General features: G+C 61.5%; 20 protein-coding genes and 1 pseudogene. 9 read left to right on the top strand and 12 right to left on the bottom strand.

Features of this window, described 5'->3' with window-relative positions:
* Nucleotides 1-27 precede the first annotated feature (27 nt).
* The 3 genes from AC0969_RS14940 to dacB form a co-directional block, all read right to left on the bottom strand.
* Nucleotides 28-696 (bottom strand): OmpW/AlkL family protein, encoded by a 669-nt coding sequence (locus tag AC0969_RS14940; RefSeq protein WP_479624940.1) that lies wholly within the window; start codon nt 694-696, stop codon nt 28-30.
* A gap of 35 nt (nt 697-731) precedes the next feature.
* Entirely contained in the window at nt 732-1,925 is a 1,194-nt protein-coding gene (locus AC0969_RS14945) for an SGNH/GDSL hydrolase family protein (RefSeq protein ID WP_479624941.1), read from the bottom strand.
* Between the two features lie 103 nt (nt 1,926-2,028).
* The gene (gene dacB / locus AC0969_RS14950) at nt 2,029-3,477 is read right to left on the bottom strand and encodes a D-alanyl-D-alanine carboxypeptidase/D-alanyl-D-alanine endopeptidase (protein WP_479624942.1); all 1,449 of its coding nucleotides are present in this window, start codon (nt 3,475-3,477) and stop codon (nt 2,029-2,031) included.
* Between the two features lie 81 nt (nt 3,478-3,558).
* On the opposite strand from dacB, the gene tsaB reads away from it, so the two are divergent.
* The 3 genes from tsaB to AC0969_RS14965 are packed head-to-tail and all read left to right on the top strand — an operon-like array spanning nt 3,559 to nt 5,488.
* On the top strand, nt 3,559-4,254 hold the full coding sequence (tsaB, locus tag AC0969_RS14955; protein WP_479624943.1) for a tRNA (adenosine(37)-N6)-threonylcarbamoyltransferase complex dimerization subunit type 1 TsaB: 696 nt from the start codon (nt 3,559-3,561) through the stop codon (nt 4,252-4,254).
* The gene (gene rimI, locus AC0969_RS14960; protein WP_479624944.1) at nt 4,251-4,727 is read left to right on the top strand and encodes a ribosomal protein S18-alanine N-acetyltransferase; all 477 of its coding nucleotides are present in this window, start codon (nt 4,251-4,253) and stop codon (nt 4,725-4,727) included. The genes tsaB and rimI overlap by 4 nt, the downstream gene beginning before the upstream one ends.
* The gene (locus AC0969_RS14965) at nt 4,724-5,488 is read left to right on the top strand and encodes a uracil-DNA glycosylase (RefSeq protein ID WP_479624945.1); all 765 of its coding nucleotides are present in this window, start codon (nt 4,724-4,726) and stop codon (nt 5,486-5,488) included. Before rimI ends, AC0969_RS14965 begins: the two co-directional genes overlap by 4 nt.
* Here AC0969_RS14965 and AC0969_RS14970 read toward each other — a convergent pair.
* The 5 genes and pseudogenes from AC0969_RS14970 to AC0969_RS14990 form a co-directional block, all read right to left on the bottom strand.
* Nucleotides 5,460-5,666, bottom strand: a pseudogene (locus AC0969_RS14970) (glutathione binding-like protein); the annotation flags it as partial. The gene AC0969_RS14965 and the pseudogene AC0969_RS14970 sit on opposite strands and share 29 nt — an antisense overlap.
* 180 nt (nt 5,667-5,846) lie before the next feature.
* On the bottom strand, nt 5,847-6,410 hold the full coding sequence (locus AC0969_RS14975) for a DUF1439 domain-containing protein (RefSeq protein ID WP_479624946.1): 564 nt from the start codon (nt 6,408-6,410) through the stop codon (nt 5,847-5,849).
* 22 nt (nt 6,411-6,432) lie between these two features.
* On the bottom strand, nt 6,433-7,275 hold the full coding sequence (locus tag AC0969_RS14980) for a transglutaminase-like domain-containing protein (protein ID WP_479624947.1): 843 nt from the start codon (nt 7,273-7,275) through the stop codon (nt 6,433-6,435).
* Between the two features lie 244 nt (nt 7,276-7,519).
* Nucleotides 7,520-8,302, bottom strand: a complete 783-nt coding sequence (locus AC0969_RS14985) for a tRNA-uridine aminocarboxypropyltransferase (protein ID WP_479624948.1) — start codon at nt 8,300-8,302, stop codon at nt 7,520-7,522.
* Between the two features lie 405 nt (nt 8,303-8,707).
* A complete protein-coding gene (locus AC0969_RS14990; protein WP_479624949.1) occupies nt 8,708-9,610 on the bottom strand; it encodes a LysR family transcriptional regulator in 903 nt (300 codons plus the stop codon).
* 154 nt (nt 9,611-9,764) lie between these two features.
* Here AC0969_RS14990 and AC0969_RS14995 point away from each other — a divergent pair, with 154 nt between their 5' ends.
* From AC0969_RS14995 to AC0969_RS15010, 4 genes are all read left to right on the top strand, one after another.
* Nucleotides 9,765-10,910 (top strand): alkene reductase, encoded by a 1,146-nt coding sequence (locus AC0969_RS14995; RefSeq protein ID WP_479624950.1) that lies wholly within the window; start codon nt 9,765-9,767, stop codon nt 10,908-10,910.
* A gap of 723 nt (nt 10,911-11,633) precedes the next feature.
* A complete protein-coding gene (locus AC0969_RS15000) occupies nt 11,634-12,311 on the top strand; it encodes a dienelactone hydrolase family protein (protein ID WP_479624962.1) in 678 nt (225 codons plus the stop codon).
* Nucleotides 12,312-12,569: 258 nt separating this feature from the next.
* The gene (locus AC0969_RS15005; protein ID WP_479624951.1) at nt 12,570-13,763 is read left to right on the top strand and encodes a Fic family protein; all 1,194 of its coding nucleotides are present in this window, start codon (nt 12,570-12,572) and stop codon (nt 13,761-13,763) included.
* Between the two features lie 53 nt (nt 13,764-13,816).
* The gene (locus tag AC0969_RS15010) at nt 13,817-14,383 is read left to right on the top strand and encodes a YdeI/OmpD-associated family protein (RefSeq protein ID WP_479624952.1); all 567 of its coding nucleotides are present in this window, start codon (nt 13,817-13,819) and stop codon (nt 14,381-14,383) included.
* A 92-nt stretch (nt 14,384-14,475) separates the two neighbouring features.
* Here the strand turns inward: AC0969_RS15010 and AC0969_RS15015 are convergent, their stop codons facing one another.
* From AC0969_RS15015 to AC0969_RS15030, 4 genes are all read right to left on the bottom strand, one after another.
* Nucleotides 14,476-16,095 carry a DUF2130 domain-containing protein gene (locus AC0969_RS15015; RefSeq protein WP_479624963.1) on the bottom strand — a complete coding sequence of 540 codons (1,620 nt, stop codon included), beginning with the start codon at nt 16,093-16,095 and terminating at the stop codon, nt 14,476-14,478.
* Nucleotides 16,096-16,260: 165 nt separating this feature from the next.
* Nucleotides 16,261-18,576 carry an AAA family ATPase gene (locus tag AC0969_RS15020; RefSeq protein ID WP_479624953.1) on the bottom strand — a complete coding sequence of 772 codons (2,316 nt, stop codon included), beginning with the start codon at nt 18,574-18,576 and terminating at the stop codon, nt 16,261-16,263.
* A gap of 110 nt (nt 18,577-18,686) precedes the next feature.
* Nucleotides 18,687-19,118 carry a 3'-5' exonuclease gene (locus AC0969_RS15025; protein WP_479624954.1) on the bottom strand — a complete coding sequence of 144 codons (432 nt, stop codon included), beginning with the start codon at nt 19,116-19,118 and terminating at the stop codon, nt 18,687-18,689.
* Nucleotides 19,119-19,754: 636 nt separating this feature from the next.
* A complete protein-coding gene (locus tag AC0969_RS15030; RefSeq protein WP_479624955.1) occupies nt 19,755-20,003 on the bottom strand; it encodes a type II toxin-antitoxin system Phd/YefM family antitoxin in 249 nt (82 codons plus the stop codon).
* Between the two features lie 113 nt (nt 20,004-20,116).
* Here AC0969_RS15030 and AC0969_RS15035 point away from each other — a divergent pair, with 113 nt between their 5' ends.
* A complete protein-coding gene (locus AC0969_RS15035; protein WP_479624956.1) occupies nt 20,117-22,339 on the top strand; it encodes an FUSC family protein in 2,223 nt (740 codons plus the stop codon).
* A 98-nt stretch (nt 22,340-22,437) separates the two neighbouring features.
* Complete coding sequence (locus AC0969_RS15040; RefSeq protein ID WP_479624957.1) at nt 22,438-22,920, top strand: hypothetical protein; 483 nt, start codon at nt 22,438-22,440, stop codon at nt 22,918-22,920.
* Nucleotides 22,921-23,210: the final 290 nt, after the last annotated feature.

A 23,210-nucleotide genomic window follows, 5' to 3' on the forward strand; every position in this document is an offset into this window, starting at 1 on the left:
TTGTTGGGAAAAATGGACCGGGCTGGTTTAAAACGCGTAACCCAGGCCCACACACAGCGTCAGCGGGTTGAGCGTCACATCGATGCTTTGCCCCGTGGACAGCGTGCCCCGGGTTTTGACGAAGGTTTTAATCACCGCCCCCTCGACGAACCAGCGCGGGTTCAGGTTCACCCGCGCCCCCACCTGCATCGACACCCCCAGGCGGGACTCCATCGCCAGCGTAGTGGGGTTGCTGGACGTGCCGCCGGTAATGGCCGTCAACGTGGCGTTGCCACGCTCTTTGTACAAATGGGCATAGGTCAAGCCAGCCCCCACAAACGGCCGAAACACCGCCGCAGGCTCGCCAAAGCGGTACTGGGCCAGCAGCGAGAAGGGCAACGACCGGGTTTCACCAATTTTGCCGGCGCCGCTGATGGCACCGGCACCCGTCAGGTCGTGGGTGAATGGCATGGCCAAGGGCAGGTCTAGGGCCCAGTGGTCGGTCAGCATGTATGTGATGCCGCCCGACAAACGGGTATCGCCTTCTGCGTCGATCTGCGTGCCCGGCAGGCTGGAGGCCGACAGGTTGCCGCTGTCTACCTGGGGGGTGATGCGGGTCAGGCCGCCACGCACCGTCCAGGTGCCGGCGGTCTGGGCCTGGGCCGCCCCCGCAGCCAGCAAAAGGGCGCAGGCCAGGCCAATGGTGTTGGATTTCATACGGGTGTGTCCTTGGGAAAGTTGTCCTGAGGGGCTTACAACCAGCCAGCCTGGGCCATTTTCAGGGCCACAAAGCGGTTCAGTAGCTGGTAACCAAACGGGGTGGGGTGTACACCATCGGCATACAGGTAGTGGCTGACATCCACCCCGGCCAAGGTGTTCAGTGGGGTGCAGGCCAGCGACGACCCTCCCAAGATGTTGCCTGTGGGGTTGGTGGTGGGGTGGTAGGCGGTGCTGCTGCAGGCCGGGGTGCTGATGTTGTTCAGGCCGTACTGGGTTGGATTGGTGGTCTGGGCCACGCTTTCGGCATAGGCATCGACATACAGAATGCCGGCCCGACCCGCCAGCGCATTTTGCAGCGTGGTGTTGTAGGTGCTGACCATCGCTTTGAGCAGGGCGGTAGCACCCGAACTTTGGCCGAACGGTGTGTGTTCGATGCTGGGGGTGTTGACCACCACCACATACTTGGCACCTTTGCCAATGACGGAAGCCACGATGTAGCTGGCCAGCTCCTGGGCATCCTGGGCGGAATGGGCCACGGCGGCCGTGGCCGCCGCGTTCACGGCCGCCGCTCCCCCGGCGGCTACGGCGGCCTGCTCGGCGCTGGTCCAGCCCGCCACGGCGGCGGCCCCGGCTGCGGCAGCCCCGCCCGTGGCCGCAGACGACACGGCGTTGATATGCATAAAAGTGTCATTTGCCCCGGCCATCACGGTCACCAGCTCGGTGCCGGTGTAGTTGCCGTGGGCCGCAAGGTGGTTGGCAAACTGGGTCACCAAAGGCACGGCCATCAGACCGATGTTGGTAGCGCCTGCGGCCACTTGCAGTGCATAGCTATTGGGGCCAGCGGGCGAGGTCACCCGCGAACTACCTTGGGCATAGTTGGTACATGTGGGGTGGCTGGCCAGTGCTACGGCCGCAATACCCGGCTGGTTCGACAGCAGGCCCGTCTGGGCGGAGCAGGGTGCCGGCAGCGTGAGCTGGGCGGCTAGCAGTTCGGTCCAGTTTTCCAGGCCCGTGCCGCTGTTGACGCTGAACTTGCCGCCGCCCGCTGCTGCAATCGTGCCGACTTTGTAGGTGCCGACATCGCTCAGGCTGTCGCCAAACGACACCAGCGTGGTGAATGAAACTTTGGTGGCGGTATCGCTGCCGCCCCCGCCGCAGGCCGACACCAGCAGTGCCGCCGTGGCAGATGCCATCAGCCGCGCCATTTTTGTGGGAATCCAATGCATCGCTCACTCCTGTTGTAAAAAAGAACGGTCGTTCTTTTGTGGCTTGAATATTACGCGGCCCAGGCAATATGACACAAAGGGTAACTACTGATTTTGGGGCGGCTTACTCTTCCTTTACCGCCCATTCCACCAGCGCGTCCAGCGCGGGCCGGGCGGCTGGAGCCAGCGGATGGTTGACGATACCCACCACCACATAGCGCTGGCCGCTGCGCCCGGTGGCATAGCCCGCCACCGAGGCCACGTCGCGCAGGCTGCCGGTTTTGAGCTGGGCGTTGCCGATGGATTCGGGCGCCAGGCCCCGGTCGCGCATGCGCTGCACGGTGCCGTCCACCCCGGCGATGCCTAGCGAGTTGGCAAACACCGCCGCCTGCGGGTGGGCGGCGGCGCGCTTGAGCAACTGGCCCAGGGCGCGGGCGCTGGTGCGCTCGTCGCGGCTCAGGCCGGAGCCGTTGTCCAGCGTGGGCACGGGCACGTCGCTGCCGATGGCTTTGGGCCACCAGGCGGCTACAGCAGCACGGGACGCGGCAAAGCTGCCGGGTTGGGCGGTTTGCAAGCCCAGCGTCAAAAACATCTGCTGCGCCATCACGTTGTTGCTGAACTTGTTGACATCGGCAATCAGCGCCGCCAGCGGCAGCGAGGGCGCGTCCAGCAGCCAGCGGGCATCGCTGGGCGTGCGGCCATCGCGCACCACGCCGCCCAAACTACCGCCCAGGCCCAGGTACAGGGCTTGCAGCACCCGGCGGGCGTAGCTGGCGGGGTCGGTGTAGGCCACGGGCCAGACGCGCTCGCCGCACTTCACCGGGTAGCTGCCGCCAAACTGCACCCGGTCCGGGTCGTCAAAGCGGGCCTGCAACTCGCCGCGCCAGTCGTTACAGCTTTGGGCGCTCAGCGGCACTTGTGCGTCGATCTGTACCCCGGCGATGGGCGGTTCGCTGCGGATGCGGGCAATGCCGCTGTCGGGCTCGGGGGTGAAGGTAAAGATCAGCGACTTGAAGTTGACCAGCAGGCCGTCCGGGGCACTGTTGTAGGGGCTGAGCGCCTGGCCGTCGAAGGCGGCGGGGTCACGGTCCACGGGTGCAAAAATCTGGTGGTCCAGCACGATGTCGCCGCGCACCTTTTGCACGCCCCGGGCTTGCAGGGCGGCCAAGTCGGCCACGATGCGCTCCAGCACCCACTTGGGGTCGCCGCCGCCCTGGATGTACAGGTTGCCCAGCAGCACCCCGTCTTTGACCGGGCCATCGGTGTAGAAACGTGTCTTCCAGGTGTAGTCGGCCCCCAGAGTGTCCAGCGCGGCAAAGGTGGTGACCAGCTTCATCACCGAGGCCGGGTTCACCTGCGCATCCATCCGGTGGCCCAGGCGTGGCGCCCCCACGCCATCGGCCCGCGCCACATACAGGCTGACCGCGTTGGGCGGCACCTTGGCCCGGGCCAGGGCGTTGGCAATGTCGGGCGGCAGGCGCTGGACCTGTGCGTGAACCACGCAGCACGCGGCCAGCAAAGCCAGGGCGCACAGGCTGCGCCAGAATCGGGGGGAGTGTGTGGAATGTGTCATAGGTAATCAGCTATAGAAATAGTAGCTGATTGCGCTAGATAATCCTGCGCTACCCGCCTTTTTCTTCTGTAAATCTGCCCCATGAATCTGCTCGCCTTTGATACCAGCACCGACACCCTGTCCATCGCCGCCACCGATGGCGTGCAGGTGTGGCAGCACAGCGGGCCGGGCGGGGCGCAGGCCTCCAGCACGCTGATCCCGGCCATTCTGGCGCTGCTGGAGCAGGCCGGGCTGCGGCTGGACCAGCTGGCGGCCATCGCCTTTGGCAACGGCCCCGGCTCGTTCACCGGGCTGCGCACCGCCTGCTCGGTGGCGCAGGGGCTGGCGTTTGGGGCCAACCTGCCGGTGCTGCCCATCGACACCCTGCTGGCCGTGGCCGAAGAGGCCCGCCACCAGCACGGCGTGCAGCTTGTGCAGGCCCTGCTGGACGCGCGCATGGACGAGGTCTACACCGGCTTCTACCGCTACCAAGACGGCGGCTGGACCCAGCGCGATGACTTCCAATTGGTGCGGCCCGAGCACCTGCACGCGCAAGCGGGGTGGGCGCAGGCGGGCAACCCGTTTACCGTCTACGCCGACCGCCTGCCCGCGTCTGACGGCCTGCGCATCCCCACCCTGCCCACCGCCACGGCCCTGCTGCGGCTGGCCCCGGCCTTGCTGGCAGCGGGGGCGGGCGTACCTGCCGACCAGGCCCTGCCGCGCTACATCCGCGACAAAGTGGCCAAAACCACCGACGAGCGCATGGCCGAAAAAGCGGCCTTGGCCGGGCTGGCATGAGTGCCCTGTTAGCCGCCCCCGATGCGGCCGAAGTGCGCTTCGAGACGCTCACCCCCGACTGGCTGGATGTGCTGCTGCCGGTGGAGCTGGCCGCCTACGCCCACCCCTGGTCGCGGGCCAACTTCATGGACGCGCTGGCGGCGGGCTACCAAATGCAAATCCTGCTGGCCGGGGAGGTGGTGCTGGGCTACTTTGTGGCCATGCAGGGCGTGGACGAGGTGCATTTGCTCAACCTCACCGTCGCCCCGGCCTACCAGGGCCAAGGCTGGTCGCACCTGATGCTGGACGCGCTGGCCCTGTGGTCGCGCGGCCAAAAAGCCCAGTGGCTGTGGCTGGAAGCCCGCGTGGGCAACACCCGGGCGCTGCACGTCTACACCCGCTACGGCTTCAACCGCGTCGGCCTGCGCAAAGACTACTACCCCAATGGCAGCGGCCAGCGCGAGCACGCCATCGTCATGAGCATGCCGCTATGAGCCTCGACCTAGACACCCGCCAGCGCGCCATGCTGGCCGAAATGCACAGCCCCGTGTGGTGGCCTGAAACCGTGGTCGAAACGCTGGCTGCCCCCGCACCCGCCGCGCCACGGGCCGCGCCGCCAAGCACGGCCCAAAGTATCAGCCAGGTGCTGGACCGAACTCCTGAATTAATAGCTAATCCCGCACAGGAAATAAGCGCTAGCGGCATAAAAAGCACTGAAAAATCGGCCGCACTGAACTGGCCCGCTGCCCAAGCCAGCGTGTGGCTCAACGCCGCCCCCGGTGGCCCGGCCGACTGGCTGGTGCTGGGCGAGGCGCTGGGCATTGCCGACGATGCCGCCCGGCCCTTTGCTGTGCCCGAATCACCCGAGGCGCAGCTGCTGGGCAATATGCTGCACGCCATAGGCATCACCCCGGCGCACAAGGCGGGCGCACCTTCGGCCTGCATCACCAGCGTGCAAAAGCTGCGGCTGGCGGACGGTGCCGACCCCCTGGCCGACAGCGCCCCGCACCTGCGCCGCGCCGTGGCCCTGCTGCAACCCAAGGTGATTTTGGCCCTAGGCCCGTTTGCCGCCCAGCTGTTGCTAGAAGGCAGCATGCCGCTGGGCCAGATGCGCGGCCGGGTGCACCGCTACCACGGCGTGCCGGTGGTGGTCAGCTACCACCCCGCCACCCTGCTACGCAACCGCCCGGAAAAGGCCAAGGCCTGGGCGGATCTGTGCCTGGCGCTCAGCGTGGCGGTGTCACCAAACCCTTGACCACCGCAGGCCGTTCCACAAAAGCCGCCAGCACCCGCGCCACCTCGGGAAAATCCGCAAAACCCACCAGATCCCCCGCGCCGTAAAAGCCGACCAGGTTGCGCACCCACGGAAAGATGGCGATGTCGGCAATCGTGTAGGCATCGCCCACCATCCAGGCCCGGCCCGCCAGCCGCTGGTGGGGTGCTGGGCGGGCCATTTTTGCTGGATCGGGTGGGTCATGCTGATTTCTGGGAGGTGACGGGGTAGGGCATTTTGACCGGGAGGCGGGCGGGTCGCCTTTATAAAGAAAATAGGGCTCTAGCGCACATGCCATCTGCGCAAGCAGCTCTTAATTTAAGAGCAAAATTGGCCTATCTCACAGCGGCTTGGCGACAAACCCGACCACCAGCCCTGTGTCCGTCACGGTGATGCTGCCCGGCTGCAGGCCCAAAGTGTCGGGTAGGGCCAGGTCTTGGGGCTTCAGCTGGTGCAGCACCACTTCCTGCAAAGCCTGCTCGGCCAGCGCCGGGCCGTAGGCGTTCAGCAGCTCCACCACGGCGGGTTGCAGGCTGGGGAATTGCAGGTTTTGAAAGTGCAGTTGGACAGCACGCACCGTGCGGTCGCTGGGCTCGTAGCGCAGGGCAAAGTCCACCGCCACGCTGCCGCTGTGGCTGCGCCGCAGGGCCGGGCCCGCGGCCTCCACGGCCATCTGCGCCGCCAGGCGGTTTTGCGCGGGCAGCAGGCGCAGTTGCGGCGCCTGCACGTCCAGGTTCAACAGGCCGGGCACCGGGTAGCGCAGGGGGAAGCGCTGGGCCACCGCCTGCTGCAACTGTGCGGCGGAGACGGTGTAGCCGGGCTGGGCCTGGGCGGCCACCGCCAGCATGGCCGTACCCGCCAGCAGCCAGCGGCCCGTGGCATTCAAGAAAAATCTACGCTGCATGGGGCGGCACTGTGCGCCCAGGTCAGACGGTGAAAATGGCGTTGCCGTGCGCATCCACCTCGTGGGTCGTCACATCGAACTTGGCCAGCGTGTTTTGCCCAAAGGCCATCGTGATCGGCACGTCGCCCGCGTCGCGGCCCCGGGCCATCACCACGCGGCCAATGCGCGGGGTGTTGTGGCGCGCATCGAAGGTGTACCAGCGGTCGCCCAAAAACACCTCGAACCAGGCGCTGAAATCCATCGGGAAACGCACCGGCGGAATGCCGATATCGCCCAGGTAGCCGGTGCAGTAGCGGGCCGGAATGTTCATGCACCGGCACAGCGTGATGGCCAGGTGGGTGTAGTCGCGGCACACACCGGTGGCCTCTTGCCAGCCCTCCACGGCGGTGCGGGTAGCGCGGGCGGCCATGTAGTCGAAGCGGATGTGGTTGTGCACAAAGTCGCAAATCGCCTGCACCCGGGCCCAGCCCAGTGGCGTGCTGCCAAACTGGTTCCAGGCGAATTGCAGCAGCGCGCTGTCCACCTCGCAGTAGCGGCTGGGCAGCAGGTACATCAGCGTGGCCGACGGCAGCACCGTGGGGTCGTGCTGCAAAGCGCCCCAGTTCACCTCGTCGGGCAGGCCGGAGTCGCGGATGATGGCTTCGCTGCGAAACCCCACCTGCCCCACGCCCAAAGGCGCATTCACCCGGCTGCACAGGTTGCCAAACGCATCAAAATATTCTTCCACCGCCAGCCCCGGCAGCACCTCCACAAACTGCGGCGCCAGCAGATCGCCACGCCGGGACGGATGCACATGCAGCAAGTGGATAAGCGCCATCGGTGAGGTGATGGTGAGCGCAATGTCGAAGCCGATTTTGATGAACATGGGAGGCCCGGTCAGAAGTCAGAGGGAAGATGGACTGCGGCCTCGAAAAATTCAAAGCCATACCACCCACTGTGCCGGGATGCGCTACCCCAAAGTAGCGGCCGGAGGCGCGTAGCCGTGTCAGAGAGTACCCGCTATCGTGCCGGACAACGCCTACGCAAGTTGCAAGCCATACCTGCTGGTGCTATGCCGAGTTTCAAGCAAAAACGGCTGCCAGTGCAGGCGTTACCTGCGCAGGCAGCTATTATTTTTGAAGTAATGCGGCGGTGGCCATCGCCTGTAGTTCGCGCAAGCGCTGGTGCGCCGCGTTGTCTGCATCGGCGGGCAGCTGCTGCTTGGCTTGCAGGTAGCGGTGGGTGAACACGTCCAGATAAGCCTCTAGCGCCTGCGCGGCCTGCGGCTCGTCGGCCAGCTCCAGGCACAGGGCGGCCACCTCGGAAGTGCAAAAGTGGTCGTCGCGCCGCGACCGGCGCAGCTTGTAGTGCGAGATGCGTTCCGGCTGCAGGCTCAGCACCGGCAGCTGGTCCAGGTACGGGCTTTTGCGGAACATCTTGCGCGCCTCGGGCCAGGTGGCGTCCAGCAGCACAAACAGCGGGCGCTTGGCCGGGGCATTGGCGGGCAACAGCCCAGTGACCACCCGCTCAGGGGCGACAAACTCCCCCGGAAACACTACATACGGCTGCCACTGCGGGTCGGCCAGCAGGGCCAGCAAGCCCGGGTCCACCTCGGTACGGGCCCAGCCAAAGGCCCAGGTGTCGGCCACCACGTCGGCAATCAGCCAGCCGGTGTTGCTGGGCTTGAGCGGCTCGATGTCGGCCATCAGCAGGCACACCCCGGCCTGGGGCGGATGCCGGGGCAGCACCGGCCGCAGCGCACACATGCAGTGGCTGGGTACCAGGCGGCAACCCGCGCAGCGCTCCAGCTTCGAGCCGCCCCGGGCCAGAAAAGGTTTGGCGCTGCGCGCAAGCCGGGCCGTGCGCAGGCGGGCGACGGCGTGGGGTGGAGCAAGGGGCGTGGCGTGGGGCATGGCGGTATTGTCTCTGCGGCGATTGGCCCGCCATATGGATTCAGGAGCACATCGACTGCATCCAGATTGCACAGGCTGCACGACTCCACCGCAGGCTGCGTCCAGCGTGAACGCACAACCTATTACGACCAGCTGGAAGCCACCCAAAGCGGTGCGCTAACCCCGATCCAGTACCAGGCGATCGTCTGGCCCCAGGCACGCCAATGCTGCAAACAACATTTTCCGCTCCGAGACACGCGCGCCGTGGACACTGGCATGCAGGGTGAACTCGGTACCCGGCAAATTCAAGGTGTGCAGACGCTGGTCAAGGCTTGCCAGGCGCCTGCGCGTCAAACAAGGGCGCACCGCTGGCACCAAGACTGAAGCATCGGCGGGGGTCTGGACAGCTTGGGTGGGAGGGCTCGCTTAGATGCCACCTTTTGACGCCTGAAAAGCCTGTTGAAGGAATTCAAGCAATGCCTTTAATCGGGCTGGCTGGTACTGTCGGCTTGGATAGACGGCATACAGCGGAACCTGTTCGCACTGGACGTCTGGAAAAAGATCAATGAGCTGCCCCGAGGCCAGGTCGCTGTGAATATCCAGCCGCAATTTGTAGGCAATGCCGAATCCCTGCAATGCCCACTTGCGCACCAAGGCGCCGTCATCGGCAGCCCTGTCGCCACTGACTTGAACCTCGCACGGCTGACCTTCGCAAAACAGGCGCCAGTGGTTAAAGAGTTCGCCATTGCGATAAAAGCAGATGCAGTTGTGTTGCGCCAGGTTTTCGATAGTGAGCGGGCGTCCAACGCGGGCAATATAGGCTGGCGCTGCGCAAATGACCCGGTCATTGACGCAGAGCTTTTTGGCGATCAGATTGGAGTCGCGCAGCAAACCGTAGCGCAAAACCAGATCTATCGGGTTGCGGTACAGGTCGTGGATGCCGTCCGACAGGTGCATGACCAGCCGGATGCGCGGATGGCGCTGTCGAAACGGCTCCAGCACCGCGTCCAGCCGATCACGGCCCAGGTCGGAGGGCGCACCGAGGTGGATTTCTCCGGAGAGTTCCTCGCGGCCCTGCTTGAGCGCTGCCACACCTTCTTCCAGCAATTGCGCTGACTGCACGCAGTAACCCAGAAAATTCTCGCCGGCCTGGGTCAGGCGCAAGGAGCGGGTAGATCGCTCAAACAGTTGGCTACCAAGTTGCCGCTCAAGCCGCTTGAGCGCGGCACTGGCCGTCGCAGGGGTCAGGGCCAGACTCCGCGCGGCCATGCTGATGCCGCCAGTTTCGCTGACCCGGATGAAGAGTTGAATGTCTGACAGGTTAAACATTTGAATGGGCTCTAACAACGGTTAACAACGGCCAACAGCGCCAATTATCAAATATATTTTGATATTAAATCAATAATTTAACCCATTAACAATTAAAAGACTACGCAGTAAAGTCCAGCCATCAAATATTTCATTGTTTTTTCTGGAAATTTACATGACCACTTCGACCGCCTTGTTCAAGCCCCACACGCTGGGTGCCCTCCAGCTTGCCAACCGCATCGTCATGCCGCCGCTGACCCGCGCCAGAAGTTCCCAGCCGGGCGACGTGCCGAATGCCATGATGGCCGAGTACTACGGCCAGCGCGCTTCTGCCGGCCTGGTGATTGCCGAGGCCACCGACATTTCTGCGCAAGGCAAGGGTTATTCCAACACGCCGGGCGTTTATACCCCCGCGCAAATTGACGGCTGGAAGCTGGTAACGCAGGCCGTGCATGCCAAAGGTGGCAAGATATTCCTGCAGATCTGGCACACCGGACGCATGTCGCACACGCACTTTCATGGTGGCGCGCTGCCCGTGGCCCCGTCGGCTGTGCCGTTTGAAGGCCAAATCTGGCTGGCATCAGACGCTGCTGGCAACGGAAGCATGGTCGATTGCCCCACGCCCCGCGCGCTTGAAACCGATGAAGTCACAAAAGTGGTGGCCGACTTTCGCCAGGCTGCCCTGAACGCCATCGCTGCGGGTTTTGATGGCGTGGAAATTCACGGCGCCAACAGCTACCTGATTGACCAGTTTCTGCGCACGACATCCAACCTGCGCAGCGATGCCTATGGTGGCTCGCGTGACAACCGCCTCCGCTTTCTGGAAGAAGTGGTGGCGGCGGTAATCGATGCCATTGGTGCGGAGCGTACGGGTCTGCGCCTGTCGCCCTACATCACGGCACGCGGCATGAACTGCCCCGACATTTTGCCGACCATTTTGGAGGCCGCCAGCCGGATGGACCGCATGGGGCTGGCCTATCTGCACATTGCAGAGGCCGAGTGGAGCGATGCACCCACCATTGACGAATCGTTTCGCAAAGCCTTGCGCCAAAACTTCACGCGAACGCTGATTGTGGCGGGTCGTTATGACATGGCGCGTGCCGAACAAATTCTGGACGATGGCTATGCCGACCTGGTGGCATTTGGTCGAAGCTTCATCGCCAACCCAGACCTGCCGGAACGCCTGAAAAACGGCTGGCCGCTCAATGAATTGCAGTACGCCTCCCTGTTCGGCGGCAATGCCGAGGGCTACACGACCTATCCGGCGTACCGCGCGGACGGGTTTGAGGCAGTCAACACGCCGGAAGAGCTTGCTGCATGAAGGCGGCCGGGTATGTTCCGTTTATGCGTTAACTTCAAATGAGTAGAGCGCTTTCGGAACAAAGCGTTGTCGCAGCCCACGTGCCCGCCGGGCACCTAGACGGACGAAAAGAGAGCGAGAGAAAAACTGTTGCGCCTGCAACAGCAACCGCCGATTTACTGCGTCAAGCGATAACGTTGGTTTGATGTCGCGCGGCAGGGAGTATTGGGGCATGACCCTATTACTCCCACGGCGTTGCGCGGCACCAATGACTTGTTGGCGCGTGCACCGGCCGCAGCGCGCAGGAGGGCGACGGCGTGGGGTGGAGCAAGGGGGGCGGCGTGGGGCATGGCGGTATTGTCTCTGCGGCGATTAGCCGGTTTATTCGCCGCACTTTATGCGGTGAATAGGCCAAGCTCACTTGATGAGCGCGGATACACGGCCCTAGCGCTCAGGCCATACGGTTCAGAATTTGAGCCGTATTTGTAAATTTTCGGCTCAGCAAACCACGTACCATTTTTTAATGGAATCGGCTTCTTGCGCATATGGAATATGCGCTACAAGCTATTAAAAAAATAGCAGTCACTTTGCAAGCCTGTGCGATACGCCAGCCATGCTGGCCGCGCTGGCGAGCGCAAGCCCGACTACCGAGCCCACGTTCAATCCCCCCACACCCCCCTCGGCCACGCGTTCTGACCACAATACCGCGCATCTACTAACCAACAAGGATCAACGATGGGAACCATGGTCAACTTCACACGGCCCGATGGCAAAACCGTGCAGGGCTATCTGGCCGAGCCAGCCGCAAGCAATGCCCCGGCCATTGTGGTCATCCAGGAGTGGTGGGGCCTGAACGACCAAATCCGTGGCGTGGCAGACCGCCTGGCCGCCGCTGGCTTCCAGGCCCTGGTGCCCGACCTGTACCGAGGCAAAGCCACGGTAGAGCAGGAAGAAGCCCACCACCTGATGACCGGCCTGGACTTCGGCGACGCCGCCAGCCAAGACATCCGTGGAGCGCTGCAGTTCCTAAAAGCCCGCGCACCCAAGGTGGGCCTGACCGGCTTCTGCATGGGCGGCGCACTCACCCTGCTGGCCGCCCAGGCACCCGAGCTGGATGCTGCCGTGGTCTGGTACGGCTGCCCGCCGCTGGAATACATCGACGCCAGCACAATCAAGATCCCGTTGCAAGGCCACTGGGCCACGCAGGACGAGTTTTTCAAGATAGACACCGTGGCTGCGCTAGAAGAAAAACTCAAGGCCGCAGAGGTGAACTTTGAGTTCCACCGCTACCTGGCCCACCACGCCTTTGCCAATGAAGAAGCCGTCGGCCCCGGCCGCATCCCGGCTACGCAGTACGACCCCGTGTGGGCGCAGCAGGCCTGGGACCGGGCGCTGCGGTTCTTTGGCAAGCATCTGGGCTGAAACGCTTTGCACATTCGCTGATTTTTAAAGCCAAACAAGCTGCAAGCGCAATAGAGATAGGCGCTTGCAGCTATTAGAAAAGTAGCAACCACACCTTGGGCAGGCGCTACAAGGCACACAGCTTGTTGCCATAAAGCCAGGTTGATCCCCGGGGCGGCCAGCACAGGCAAAAAACTTGGCAAAAAAGTTAGATAAACAAACAAAAATCCATTGCAAATCATATATTTACAAATATATTAATCTTGGCAAAATAGATGGATGTACACCGAAGCCTACCAGTTCGAGCCCCTGCTGCCAGCCGACACCCGCATGGAGCCCCTGCTAGCCAAAGCGCATGACCTGTCCAGGCTGGCCACTACCCTGGCTGGCACCCGCGTGCCGCCAGAACTGCGCAACCTGCTGCGCAGCATGAACTCGTACTACACCAACCGCATCGAGGGGCAACACACCCGCCCGCACGAGATCGACCAAGCCCTGCGGCAAGACTTCTCCCAGGACGCGGCGCTGGCCGCCAAACAGCGGCTGGCCATAGCCCATATTCAAGCCGAGCAGGCGTTGGAGCAGCGCTATGCCGGGCCCGTGGGCGCTGCCAACCTGTATGCGCCAGACGCGCTGCAAGACATCCACCGTGCCTTGTTTGCCCGCCTGCCTGCTGCCGACTTGCGCACGCCCGAGCAAGAGGCCATTGTTCCTGGCGCACTGCGCCAGCGCGATGTACGCGTCGGCCAGCATGTGGCACCCATGCATACCACCGTGCCACTGTTTTTGCAGCGCTGGGCTGCCTTTTACGGCGGTGTGCGCCGTGGTGAAGCGGCTTTGGTGGCACTGGCCTGCGCCCACCAGCGGCTGGGCTGGGTCCACCCCTTTGTTGATGGCAATGGCCGCGTGATGCGGCTGCACACCCACACCTGGCTCACGGCACAAGGCTACACCGGCGGGCTGTGGTCGCCCCTGCGCGGCTTTGCCCGCAGCACCGACCGCTACTACGCGCTCCTGGCAGACGCCGACAGCCAGCGCCGTGGCGACCTGGACGGGCGCGGCAACCTGAGCGAGCAGGCCCTCATCGCGTGGGCCGACTACGTGCTGGACACCTGCCTGGACCAAGTCCGCTTCATGGCCGGCCTGCTGGACTTTGAGGCCATCAAAACCCGTATCGAAGCCTGCCTGGTGTTTGAAGCCACCGTGCGCAAACAAGGCGTGCGCCAAGAGGCACTGCGCGGCCTGCACTACCTGTTTTTGAGTGGCGAAGACATGCCACGTGGCGACTTCAAAGCCATGCTCGGCATGGGCGACCGCAGCGCCACCGATGCCCTGGGCGCACTCGTCAAGCGCGGCCTGCTCAAATCCGACTCGCCGCAAGGCAAAGTACGCTTCGGCTTGCCCCAGCATGCACTGCGCTTCATGTTCCCCCAGCTGTGGCCCGAGGCGGAGGCGGATTCGGCCAATGTTTGAAGGCCCAATGGATCGCCATTCCTTGTGGAGCCAGCGCTAGCAGCTATCAATTCATGGGCAAAGCATCACACCAAACTTTTGAAACACCCGAACATCTCCACGCGTGGCTGCGGGTGAACCACGCCAGCGAGACCGAGCTGTGGGTACGCATCTTCAAAAAGGCCACCGGCCAGCCCTCCGTCACCTGGGACGATTGCGTGGTGGCCGCTATTTGCTGGGGCTGGATCGACGGGCTGCGCAAGGCCTTGGACGACACCTCGTTTCTGCAACGCCTGATGCCACGCCGCGCACGCTCCAACTGGTCGCAGAAAAACGTGCAGCATGCCGAGCGGCTGATAGCGCAAGGGCACATGCAAGCGGCTGGCCTGGCCCATGTAGAAGCCGCCAGCAGCGATGGCCGCTGGGCCACCGCCTACGCTGGCAGCGCCACTATGGTGATACCCGAAGACTTTTTGGCGGCGCTGCAACAAGACCCCGTTGCCCACGCTTTCTACGCCACGCTTAAGCGGCAGAGCCTGTTCACCATCTACCACTGGCTGCACAGCGCCAAGCGGCCGGAGACGCGGCAGAAGCGCATGGTGGAGATGTTGGCGAAGTTGGGGCGAGGGGAGAATCCTTGATGGCGGGCGGAACCATACGGCTCAAAAAGTGAGGCGTATTTTCAAAAATACGGCGCAGCAGTTTTTGCGATGTGTGTACTACCAAGCGGGTCCTACTCTGTCTCACCCGGGGTGATGGTCCCCGGCAACTCGGCAAACTTTGCCGCCATCGTGGGGTTGCCCCGTGTAAGCTTCTTGATCGTCAGATCGTCGGCCTTGTCGTTGGCGAGTCGCAAATTGTTCGCTGACTTGTGCAGCGCTTCCTTGGTTTTTTCCAGGTCCTTGATTGCTTCGTCGATGCGCTTGATGGCTTCTTCAAAGCCTTCGGAGGCCAAGCGCCAATTGCGCCCAAACGCCGTCTTAAATTCGTCGAGCTGGGTTTCAAACTTCGTGATGTCCACGTTCTGCGAGCGCACCAGCGCCAGCTCGGACTTGTACTTCATCGAGTTCAAAGCGGCATTGCGCAGCAGAGTGATTAGGGGCACAAAGAACTGCGGCCGCACCACGTACATCTTCGGATAGCGGTGCGAGACATCGACGATGCCGCTGTTGTACAACTCGTTCTCCGGCTCAAGCATGGAAACCAGCATTGCGTACTCGCACGCCTTTTCAGTGCGGTCCTTATCCAGCTCTTTCAGAAAATCTTCGTTCCTTTTCTTGGTCGCCGTTTCATCGTTCTCGTTCTTCATCTCAAACATGATGGAGACGATCTCGGCGCCCGACTCGTCCGTGTCGCGAAAAATGTAGTCGCCCTTGCTACCGGTGCGGGCATCGTTGTCTTTCTCAAAATGCGCCCGCTGAAAGGCAGCAGCACGGATGCGGTTGAACTCGATTTCGCAGTGCTGCTCCAAGGTTTCACCGACCATTTTGGTCGATAACCGCGCCTTCATGTCCCGCAGGCGCTCAATCGCTCCATCGCGCTCCTTGATCTGCACCTCGTATTTTTCCTTTATGGCTTTCTCTTCCAGCTGACTTTTCACGGTGATGAGGTTGAGGTCATTTTTCAACCCATCGCGCTCCCGGGCGACCACACCCACGGCTTCATTCACGGCCAGCCGGTGCGCCACGTCGCCGGCCTCCAGCTTGGCTTGCAGCGCCTGAATTTCGGCGTCCTTTTTGGCGGCAGCTCCTTGCAGCTCATGGGCCAACTTGGCCTCGGCCAACTGAGCAGCAGCTTGCTGCGCGTTGCGCGCTTGCTCCAGCTCGTTCGCCAGCACATCGCGCTCTTTGCTGACCGCGCCCAAAGCCTCCGTCACCGCCAGTTTGCGGGCTACCTCACCGGCAGCGAGTTGGGCCTGCAAGGCCTGAATCTCCGCATCTTTGCGCGCCGCAGCACTTTGCAGTTCATTGGCCAGCTGGGCATCGGCTAGCTTGAGCGCCGCTTGCTGGTCTTGCTTAGCTTGCGCCAGCTCGTTGGCGATGGCATCACGCTGCTTTTCTACCGTGCCCAAGGCCTCGGCCAGCGCAAGCTTGTTCGCCGTTTCGCCCGCGTCAAGCTGGGCTTTCAGAGCCTGAATCTCCGCGTCTTTGACGGCTGCGGCTTTTTGCAGCTCATTGGCGACCTTGGCCTCGGCCAAGGCAATCGCGTCGCGCTTTTCTCGCTCGGCCAGCTCCAGCCGCTCGTGCAACTGTTTGTCAAAATCGCCATCACGTACCTGCTTGAGGATGTCGGCGTACCCCGCTTCGTCGATCTTGAAGGCTTTGCTGCAGTGTGGGCAGATGATTTCATGCATGTCCATGCTTCCTCTTCTCGTTAGTTGTGCCCCAATCGATCTTCCAATCGATTGACTTCATTTAGAAAATTAAGCTCGGCGCCTTCGATCTCAGCTGGTGATTTAGTACTTAGTGTCAATGCGGAAGTGAAGGCACCGGACGACCGAAAATAAAGCGCGTCTGACCTAACTAGCAGCTACTAAATCACACATTTCTGAGTAATGGGTAGCATCCACTTCCTTCATCCAGGAAAAAATGGCGCCGATTACCGCCTGCCCTTCGCCTTGAAGATTCTCAACAGAGTCATCATCAATTTCAATTACTGCGCTGTGGGAATACTTGTTGATGAATCGATAGATTTTTTCTTGCACATCCTTCGTTGTCTCGGTGCATCCTGTTTGAGCTATGTCAAATAGTTGAGAAAGATCGCTTCTATGTTTGGGGTACTTGAATGCAAAGAATGCCTCCAATAGCTTGCGCGATGTGTTCGCAGTCAAGTATGACTCCTCACGGTTAAGCGATGTCCTTTCTTTAAACCTGAACAATTGTGAGAACAGGTAGTGATACTCGGATTGGTAGTCGACGAGGGTTTGATCAGCATTTCGGATTTGAGATGAACGTGGCGTATTGCAATCGCTTTCAATTACATAGAAAAACGAGCTTCTTTCTTTTTTCTTCTTCTCACGATTTTTGTTTATTTTTTCGAACCAATCGCGAACGAGTTTGTAGAAGTTGAAGTTGTGCGTTAGAACAAATAACTGCAAGGCGTGTTCGCAGTGATGCTTAAGAAACGCATAGGCATGGAAGAGATGATTGGAATCGAAACTGGATATTGGGTCATCCACAACAACAATGGTTTCTTTCAATTGGTTATTGTTTTCGGTAAGTTTTACAACGAAGTAGATGAAAGCGATGGCAGTTTTTTCGCCCTCGCTCAGATTCCCGTCATGAGTGCCGGAGTTGTTTCTAATGATTTCATACCCCGCGGCCGCAGGCTTCAATCGGAGGGTCAGTTCAGTCCTGCCCAAGAAACGACTCAGTGCTTCATTGAATTTCTCCGCGCCAACGCCAACATCGGAGAGAGAGTTTGTTAACACTTGAATTCGTGATTTTTGAGATTCAAGAGGCACGATTGCATCGTCAATTTTTTTCTGCGCTTCGACTATGGATTGCAGCTTTGAAAAGTAGTCGAAATCTTGAGCGTCTGTTGCTGCATAGTGCAGTTCAAGACGTTGTTTGTTCGCCTTTGTGGCTTTTTCAAAATCTTCCGTCTTTGCATTGTGTTTTTCTACAGTACTTCGTACAGCAGAAACTGCCAAATTGAAAGCCGCAAGATCAGCATTTGCGATTGGGGAAACAACGAGGGATGTGTCAAATTGATTACTTGTCTTTATGCGCAATTGAGAGCGCCACGTATCAAATTGCGTGTTAATCGCGTTGGTGGCCTGCTGTAGGGAGTCGATGGCAGAGGAGTAGTCAGGTTTGAACTCGTCATATAGATCGCTGACTGGTGCGCAAGTGCTTATGTCAATTGACTGTTGGACCAACCAATCCGCCGCCTTTACGAGCTTCTCTTGAAATTGGATAAAGGCGTCATTAAAGTGCCCCGCGAGTGCGGATTTTCTTTCAAGGGTTAGCGGAGATCCACAAAATTCGCAATCTTTACTGTCGTGAGTAGCATGTATTGCCATCCCTTCCCCTACCCATGACTGGATGTCGCTATTCTCTGAAAGACGAAGGATGGCCGCATTTGTCGCGCTGGTTTTGAGTAGATCGCTCAGTCGTGCATGTGCGGTTTCGAAGCGTGCCGCATTGATCTCCAAGCTAGGAATTTCCAAGGAAGGTTTGTGCTCCGGTTTTGCGGCGTTCGTAAACTTAACGACATCCTCGAGAGTCAGAATCGACTCCAGCTTGGAGGCGATCATTTGGTTGTTAGTCAGATATTCTTCTAACTTTGTTTTGTTGTAATTGAAATAGCGGGTGTCCTTCGTGTCGATTACTTGAAAGCTAGACTTGGTCCGCTTGGAACTCTCCGTTAAAAACTTCGAAATGCCATCACTCAGTTTTTGCAAGTTGCTTCGTTCAACATCCAACTCTGCGGCAGCGGTCGCATAAGCGGTTTTTACCGCATCGAGTTCTTTATTTTCTTCAATTTTTTCTTCGGAAATTAAAAGAATTCCCTTAACTGATTCGTTCCAGTTGATGTTTTTTTGAACAAAACTTGTATTGAATGTCTTCACATTCAATCCGCAGTGTTCAAGGTTTCCGCTCGAAACAGTAGCACCACCATCCTCAGCCAATGAAAATTGAGCGAGCGGAAATCGGAGAGTGTTTAACTGTTTTGTTTCGACAGCCTCAAAAAGAGAAGTCAGCGTTGACTTTCCACTTCCATTCCAGCCATAAATTAAGTTTTTGCTGCCGAAAGGATGCAATTGAGTTCCGGCGAAGTTGCGAAAAATTCCATAGTTGGAAATTGTTTGAATGTTCTTGATGAATGCCATATCTTCCCTTGATCTTGAAATCTCAAAAATTCTAAGCATGCCAACATGAATGGTCTGCTCTTCCAATTGAAAGTCAGCTCACCACGCAATCAGAGTCAGCTCTTTTGTGGTTACGAAAGTCGACTTCCAAACCCACCACTTCCACTCACCGTGAGTACCAGCCTATGCGTAGCCCTAGTCGTCGCCACATAAAACACCCGCGCCGCTTCCTGCTCATCCTCCCCCGCCGCAGGCATATGCCCCACGCCGGGTAGCGCCACCACGGGGAACTCCAGGCCCTTGCTGACCTTCATGGTCATGATCTGAATAGCATTGGCGCGGGGGTTGAAGTCGCCCGCCCGCTTGCGCACGTTGAAGGGCAGCTTGCGTTGCTCCAGCGCTTTGGCGCACAGGTCCATGGTGGGGTAGTCGTGGCACAGGATGGCCATGTCGCCCCAGGCGTGGCCTTCTTTGTGGGCGTTGGCCATCTCGTCGGCAAAGGCAAAGGCTTCGTCGCGCAGGCCGGGTGGGTGTTGCGTGGCCCCATGGGCACGTCGTACCACAGCAGGTAGTCGTCCTCCAGCTTGTGTTCCAGCCGCTCGGCCAAGCGGCGTTCTCCAGAGGTCATGCGCGACACACAGGAGCCCAGTGCCGGTATCCATACAGCCATAAGCTCCTGCCTCCCCAATGTTTCTAATTGCAATCTCAACGCATGATGCATGGCAAAGCAGCAAAAATTGCCGACACCACCCGTATTCATCCCCTATATGTATGAAGCTGGTCGGCTGAGGCGGTTGACAGTTGGCTTGAAACTGCCTTCGCTCAATCGCCCGATAGGCCCATGCCGGGTGCCCAGCCCGGAAAAAAGTTTTGCCCAGGCTTGCAACGGCTTGCGGGTGGAGCACCGCTACGTGGTCCCCCCTATCTCAACGCCCAACATCTCCACTTGCGGCATGGCGCACAGGCGATTCGTTTGCAGGCGTTAGTGAAATTTAGGACTATGTAAGAAATTGGCCCCTAGCGCATATAGAACCTGCACAAGCAGCTATGAATTCAGGAGTATTGACAGATAGCCCGTCGCCTCGGCAAGTCTGCCAAGTGCCGGGTCGTGGTGGCTTTGTGGTGTTTGTCGGCCTGGGATGCATCCGCCTTTGAGCCGATACGGCTCAAAACCTGAGCCGTATTTCCCAAAATGCGGCTCACGCCCGCCCGCTGCGCAGTGCTTTCCCCGCCTTGTGCTGGGCAACCGACCGGGCCAAATGCGCGGCGTTCGCCGGGTTTGAGAGCAGGTGCAAGGTTTCCACCATGCTTTGGTACTGGGCACGCGACATCACCACCGCATCCGCACCACCACGGCGGTGGATAACGGTAACGTCGGTATCGCCGCAGACGGCATCCAGCACCGATTTCAGTGAGCGGCGCGCTTGTGTGTAGGTGACGGTAAGCATGGACCCAGCCTTTCAATTTGCACAAAACGGCTGCCAGCATAGCCCCGTGCCGGAGCCCGGCAGACCCCAAGAAGTTGGCGCATGCGCCACCCCACTCTGCTAAATTGCCCCGCATGCCCCCAGCACGCCTCCTCGCCCACACCACCCCCTTCCTCCGCATCGCCCTCAGCCAGTACGTCACCAACGGCCTCAGCGTCACCCTGGGCTTGGTGGTCATCATGCTGCTGATCTTCGAATCCGCCGGGCTGGCCGGGGCAGCGAGTGCGGCCATCGGGGTGCTGATTACCAGCTTGCCAGACGTACCCGCCCCGCGCCGCCGCAAGTTCATGCAGATGCTGCCTGCGCCGCTGATTGGCACGCCGCTGTCGATGCTGGTGCAGCTGGTGCGCGACGACGTGTGGCTGCTGGGCGTGGTGGTGGTGGCGGGCACGTTTTTGGCGGTGATGGCGATGGCCTGGGGCAAGCGGGGTGGGCCGCTGACGATGGCGCTGCTGTTCTCCATGCTGTTTTCCATGGCCGCCCCGCCGCCGGAAACGCTTGCGATGATTGCCGAGCACGGTGGCTGGTTTGCGCTGGGGGCGGGGCTGTACCTGCTGTGGGGCGTGCTGACCACGCACCTGCTGAACACCCGCTACCGCACCCAGATGCTGGCCGAGTGCGTACACAGCTTTGCGCAGATTTTGCGCACCCAGGCGCAGCGCTTTGCGCCACAGGCGGAGCCGCACAAGCTATTGGCCAGCATGCTGGCGCAGCAGGCCAGCTTTGCCGATGCCCTGCAAGCCACCCGCGACGTGGTGCTCGAATCGCCCACCACCCCGGCGCGCACCCGGCTGGCGGCCATGCTGCTGGGCCTGCTGGAGGCGCGTGACCACCAACTGGCCTGCGACCTGGACCTGGACACCCTGCTGCAACACCCCGGCAGCAGCGCCACCCTGCCTGCGCTGCACACCGTGCTGAACACCACCGCCCAGCAGCTGGAGGCCCTGGGCCTGTCGCTGCTGTTGGGCCGCAGCATGCAGGCCATCGCCCCGATTGCCAACCTGCGCAGCGCCCTGGCCGGGGTGCTGCCACCGCGTTCCCCCGTGCAAGCCGTGCCCGAACCGCTGGCCACCGGCACGCCCGACCCCGCCGCGCTGCTGCACAACATGGCCGACCGCATTGGCCACATCCATGACGAAGCCGCGCACCTGGCCGCGCTGGCCCGGGGCGATGCTGCGCCTGCGCTGGCGGCGGTGCGCACCCAGTGGCAGCTGTTTGTCAGCCCCACGCGCTGGGCCTGGGCCCCGCTGCGCGGGCAGCTCGGCTGGCACGCGCCCACCCTGCGCTACGCGCTGCGGGCCACGCTGGCGGTGGGCGTGGGCTACGCGGTGTCGCTGCACCTGCCCTGGGTGTCGCACAACTACTGGATCTTGACCACCATCGTGGTGGTGATGCGCGGCAACCTGGCGCAAACGCTGCAACGGCGCGACGCACGGGTGGCGGGCACGCTGCTGGGCTGCGGGCTGGTGATGGCGCTGCTGGCCACCCACCCCGGCGCACGCACGCTGTTGCTGGTGATTGCGCTCAGCATGGGGCTGGCCCACGCGTTTGCGCTGCGCCGCTACCTGGTCACCTGCATCTTTGCCACGCTGGCCGGGCTGTTGCAGGCGCACCTGCTGCTGGCGGGCGCGTCCCCGGCGTTTGCGGTGTTGGAGCGGGTGGGCGACACCCTGCTGGGCGCGGCCCTGGCCTGGGTGTTTAGCTACGTGCTGCCCGCCTGGGAGCGCAGCCAGTTGCCCGGCCTGGTGCGGCGCAGCCTGCAAGCGCAGTGGCAGCACGCCCGGCTGGCGCTGGAGCTGGGTGAACCGGCGCAGGCATCGGATCTGCCCTGGCGGCTGGCCCGGCGCGAGGCGTATGACAGCCTGTCCGCCCTGACCCTGGCCACCCAGCGCAGCCTGGCCGAACCTGCCGAGGTGCGCCCGCCGCTGGCCCCATTGGAGGCGGTGCAGGCGCGCAGCTACCAGTTGCTGGCGCAATTAACCGCCATCAAATCGCTGCTGCTGTTGCGCCGCAGCCAGCTCGACATGGCGGTGGCTACCCCGGCGCTGCAAGAGGCCGCCCGGCAGATTGGCCTGGAGCTGGCCGCCAGCGCCCCGCTGGAGCCCACCACAACCGACGCCACCGCAACCGATACCAACCCCAGCATCGCCGCCCAGCCCTTCCAGCCCCGGCCCGACCCGCTGGCGGTGGACGACCTGACCCCCTGGCTGCTGCGGCGGCTGACCCTGGCCACGGCGATGGCGCGTGAATTGCAGCAGGCCGCCCGCCAAGCCCAGCAGCCCCCGCCTGCCACGTGAATGCTATTGAATATATAGCTGCTTGCGCAGATTAAATATGCGCAGAGTGCCGATTTGGCACCTAAAATTCGCCCCCCATCTCTCCCAGACTGCCTGCTTTGACCGATACCTCTGACGACACCCCCAAAATCCAGGAACCCCGCCTGTGGACCGGCGACGGCTGGACCGCCCGGGTCATCAAGAACGAAGACGACGACGGCTGGGCGGTGGCGATGGTCAAAGACGGCGAGCCCGAACCCGCGCTGGTCGGCCCGTGGACGATGGGCCGCGACAAAAAGAACCCCAAGCCGCTGGACACCAACGCCTTCCACACGCTGGTCAAAACCGCCAACGAATTCGTGCGCCGCCACGAACAGCAGCTGCACGCCACGCTGCACCAAAGCATCACCGTGACCGCCCACGCAGGCCGCGTCACCGTCTACCTGGACATCACCCCCGACGAAGACAACCCCAGCGCCACCTTGCGCGCCGAAGACGACGGCGGCGAGACCTTGGCCGAAGTGCGGGTGGCGGCAGGCTTCAAGCTGAACCGCAGCAGCGCGGTGGCCTGGGCGGATGGCGGGTTTGCCAAGCCCCGGTAGCCCGGTGGGGTCAGATCCCCATTGCGCGCGGGATGGAGGCTGAGACAGAGCCATCACCACCCGCATTGGGGCTCTGACCCCTCCGGGCGGTTCTCCGTGCCGAACGGTGCAGGCCTGAACGGGTTTGGATGGCGGCAAGCCCGTTACCGTCAACCCGGCAGGAGGGGTCAGAGCCTCATGCCACTAGGATAAGAAGAAGTACCCCTGAAACCTGGGTGGGCTGAGCCCTGGACAGTGATAGCCTGGAGTTGCAAAACGAACCAGACACCACAAGGACTCAGCCCAGTTGC

The sequence above is a fragment of the Rhodoferax sp. LB1P47 genome, from assembly GCF_056521445.1.

Bases quoted from the DNA above. Each gene is read 5' to 3' on its own strand.
- AC0969_RS14940 (WP_479624940.1), bottom strand. From the start codon at position 696: ATGAAATCCAACACCATTGGCCTGGCCTGCGCCCTTTTGCTGGCTGCG.
- AC0969_RS14945 (WP_479624941.1), bottom strand. From the start codon at position 1,925: ATGCATTGGATTCCCACAAAAATGGCGCGGCTGATGGCATCTGCCACG.
- dacB (WP_479624942.1), bottom strand. From the start codon at position 3,477: ATGACACATTCCACACACTCCCCCCGATTCTGGCGCAGCCTGTGCGCC.
- tsaB (WP_479624943.1), top strand. From the start codon at position 3,559: ATGAATCTGCTCGCCTTTGATACCAGCACCGACACCCTGTCCATCGCC.
- rimI (WP_479624944.1), top strand. From the start codon at position 4,251: ATGAGTGCCCTGTTAGCCGCCCCCGATGCGGCCGAAGTGCGCTTCGAG.
- AC0969_RS14965 (WP_479624945.1), top strand. From the start codon at position 4,724: ATGAGCCTCGACCTAGACACCCGCCAGCGCGCCATGCTGGCCGAAATG.
- AC0969_RS14975 (WP_479624946.1), bottom strand. From the start codon at position 6,410: ATGCAGCGTAGATTTTTCTTGAATGCCACGGGCCGCTGGCTGCTGGCG.
- AC0969_RS14980 (WP_479624947.1), bottom strand. From the start codon at position 7,275: ATGTTCATCAAAATCGGCTTCGACATTGCGCTCACCATCACCTCACCG.
- AC0969_RS14985 (WP_479624948.1), bottom strand. From the start codon at position 8,302: ATGCCCCACGCCACGCCCCTTGCTCCACCCCACGCCGTCGCCCGCCTG.
- AC0969_RS14990 (WP_479624949.1), bottom strand. From the start codon at position 9,610: ATGTTTAACCTGTCAGACATTCAACTCTTCATCCGGGTCAGCGAAACT.
- AC0969_RS14995 (WP_479624950.1), top strand. From the start codon at position 9,765: ATGACCACTTCGACCGCCTTGTTCAAGCCCCACACGCTGGGTGCCCTC.
- AC0969_RS15000 (WP_479624962.1), top strand. From the start codon at position 11,634: ATGGTCAACTTCACACGGCCCGATGGCAAAACCGTGCAGGGCTATCTG.
- AC0969_RS15005 (WP_479624951.1), top strand. From the start codon at position 12,570: ATGTACACCGAAGCCTACCAGTTCGAGCCCCTGCTGCCAGCCGACACC.
- AC0969_RS15010 (WP_479624952.1), top strand. From the start codon at position 13,817: ATGGGCAAAGCATCACACCAAACTTTTGAAACACCCGAACATCTCCAC.
- AC0969_RS15015 (WP_479624963.1), bottom strand. From the start codon at position 16,095: ATGCATGAAATCATCTGCCCACACTGCAGCAAAGCCTTCAAGATCGAC.
- AC0969_RS15020 (WP_479624953.1), bottom strand. From the start codon at position 18,576: ATGGCATTCATCAAGAACATTCAAACAATTTCCAACTATGGAATTTTT.
- AC0969_RS15030 (WP_479624955.1), bottom strand. From the start codon at position 20,003: ATGCTTACCGTCACCTACACACAAGCGCGCCGCTCACTGAAATCGGTG.
- AC0969_RS15035 (WP_479624956.1), top strand. From the start codon at position 20,117: ATGCCCCCAGCACGCCTCCTCGCCCACACCACCCCCTTCCTCCGCATC.